Below are 2452 nucleotides of genomic sequence, written 5' to 3' on the forward strand. Positions count from 1 at the left end.
CCATGACGCTGTTCAGCAGAGAGCTTTTGCCCGCCCCGTTCGCGCCTATGACGGAGACCAGCTCCCCCTCGTCCAGCCGGATCGAGACCCCGTTCACCGCCCTGATGTCACCGTAGTACACGGAGAGATCCCTGACCTCAAGAAGCATCGGACGAATCCCCCTTCCCCAGGTAGGCCTCTATCACCCGCGGGTCCTCACGGACATCCTGCGGGCGCCCCTCGGCGAGAAGCCTGCCGTGGTCAAGCACCACCAGTCTGTCCGACAATCCCATGGCCACCTTCATGTTGTGCTCGATCAGCAGCACTGATATTCCTGCGTCCCTCACCTGGCGAACCAGCCTGGACAGAAGCTCTATCTCCTCGTGGCGCAGACCCGAGAAGGTCTCGTCCAGAAGCAGCAGCCTCGGCTTAAGCGCTAAGGCGCGTGCCAGCTCAAGACGCCTCTGGTTGCCCAGCGGCAGCTTGCCTGACTTCACGTGAGCCAGTTCGGCTATGCCGACCTCCTCAAGAAGCCCCATCGCCTCCGAGCGGACCTCGGCCGTGTCGAAGCGGGCCCACGATGAGAACACTCCGCCGTAGTGCCTCAGCCCCAGTGCGGCGAGGACGTTGGTCAGCACCGAAAGGGTAGAGAAGGGCTTCACCACCTGGAAGGTCCTCCCAACCCCGAGAGAGGACATCCTGTGAGGCGGCAGCCCTCCAGTCGACCTGCCCTCGAAGAAGATCCTTCCCGAGGTCGGGGAGTAGACGCCGGAGACCAGGTTGAAGCAGGTCGTCTTCCCCGCGCCGTTCGGCCCGATCAGCCCGAGGATCTCGCCCTTTCTCATGGTGAAGGAGACCTCGTCGACCGCCTTCAGACCGCCGAAGTGTTTCGACACGGATTCCAGCCGGAGCAGAGCGTCATCCACGGCTCTCGCCCCCTCTCCATGGCAGCAGCCTGCGGATCAGGCCCCCCTCGCCCAGCAGCCCGTCGGGCTGAAAGCGTATCATCAGCAGAAGGATCGCAGCGTTCAGCAGCATCCTGTAGTCGACCAGCGGCCGGAAGACCTCCGGCAGAGCGCCAAGGATCAGGGCACCCAGCACCGGCCCCCAGAGGGTGCCTATCCCCCCGAGCACCACCATCGACATCATCATTATCGACAGAGGAAAGCCGAAGTCCGTCGCGCTGATGAAGCGCATCTGGTGCGCGTAGAGAGCGCCTCCGAGCCCGGCCATCGCCGTGCCTATAACGAAGGCGGTCAGCTTGAAGCGCACCGGCGACACCCCCACGCTCGAGGCCGCTGTCTCCTCCTCCCTTAGGGTGAAGCAGGCCAACCCCGCCCAGCTCCTAGTGAAGCGCCGCGAGACCGCCAGTGTCACCGCCAGGAAGGCGAGGCACATGTACAAATAGTTGAGCCCCTTCAGCCTCGTCCCGAACAGGTATATGCTCGGAATACCCCCTAACCCGAGCGCCCCTCCGAAGAAGGGGACGTACAGGAAGACCGACTCGACGATGAAGTTTATCCCTATGGTGGTCACCGCCAGGAAGTCCTCGCGCAGCCTCAGGCTCGGCATACCGAGCACCATGCCGATAACCGCCGTTATCAGCACCACCAACGGCAGCGCCGCCCAGAAGGTCAGCCCCGCCTTGGTAGTGAGCAGGGCGGAGGAGTAGGCGCCGATGCCGAAGAAGGCCGCGTGTCCCAGCGATATCTGCCCCGCGTAGCCGACGATGACGTTCAGCCCGCACGCGACTATCGCCTGTATGGTGATGAAAATGAGGATTGTGATATTGTACTCGCCCACGTCCGCGCCCCCTTATCTGCCGCCCATGAGGCCGCCCGGCCTCCAGAGCAGCACCGCTATCATCGCGATGAATGCCAGCGAGTCCCTGGGCAGCGGGATGTTCGCATACCCTATCAGCAGAGTCTCGCCCACCCCCAGCAGAAGAGACGCCAACACCGCCCCCGGAAGCGACCCAAGCCCGCCGACGACTATCAGGGCGAGGCACTTGTAGGCCGGCACGGCTCCCATCGTCGGGTAGACCTGGTTGAAGTAGATCCCGACCAGGATGCCGGCGATTGCCGCCACAGCCGAGCCGAGGGCGAAGGTCATGCTGACGGCGAGCGAACCGTTTATCCCCATCGCGCCCGCCACCTCCCTGTCCTGCGACGTCGCCCTGATGGCCAGCCCGAACTCCGTCCTGGTCACAATGAACCACAGAAGCAGCAGGACCACCGCGCTGACGACGTAGATCGAGATTATGGCCGGAGTGATGACGACCCCCTTGACGGTCAGGCCGGGAAAGGGCAGCTCCGCCGGGAATGTGAGTATGTACGGCCCGCCGACCAGCCGGAAGATCTCCTCCAGCGACAGGAAGACCGCTATGCTCCCTATCAGGGGCACGAAAGGCGGGTACTTCAGGAGCGGAGTGTAGACAAACCTCTCGATGACAACGCCAAGCAGAGAACAGAAG

The 2452-nt window shown here is 63.4% G+C and carries 4 protein-coding genes; all 4 read right to left on the minus strand.

What is annotated here, in order from left to right:
* The coding region (locus GX181_09875; protein ID NLM72247.1) for an ATP-binding cassette domain-containing protein at positions 1 to 148 on the minus strand (148 nt) is incomplete at its 3' end.
* Positions 138 to 905 (minus strand): ABC transporter ATP-binding protein, encoded by a 768-nt coding sequence (locus tag GX181_09880; protein ID NLM72248.1) that lies wholly within the window; start codon positions 903 to 905, stop codon positions 138 to 140. The genes GX181_09875 and GX181_09880, both read right to left, overlap by 11 nt.
* Positions 898 to 1782, minus strand: a complete 885-nt coding sequence (locus GX181_09885; protein ID NLM72249.1) for a branched-chain amino acid ABC transporter permease — start codon at positions 1780 to 1782, stop codon at positions 898 to 900. The genes GX181_09880 and GX181_09885 overlap by 8 nt, the downstream gene beginning before the upstream one ends.
* Before the next feature lie 12 nt (positions 1783 to 1794).
* The coding region (locus GX181_09890; GenBank protein NLM72250.1) for a branched-chain amino acid ABC transporter permease at positions 1795 to 2452 on the minus strand (658 nt) is incomplete at its 5' end.

Source organism: Synergistaceae bacterium (assembly GCA_012521675.1).
Lineage (GTDB): Bacteria > Synergistota > Synergistia > Synergistales > Aminobacteriaceae > JAAYLU01.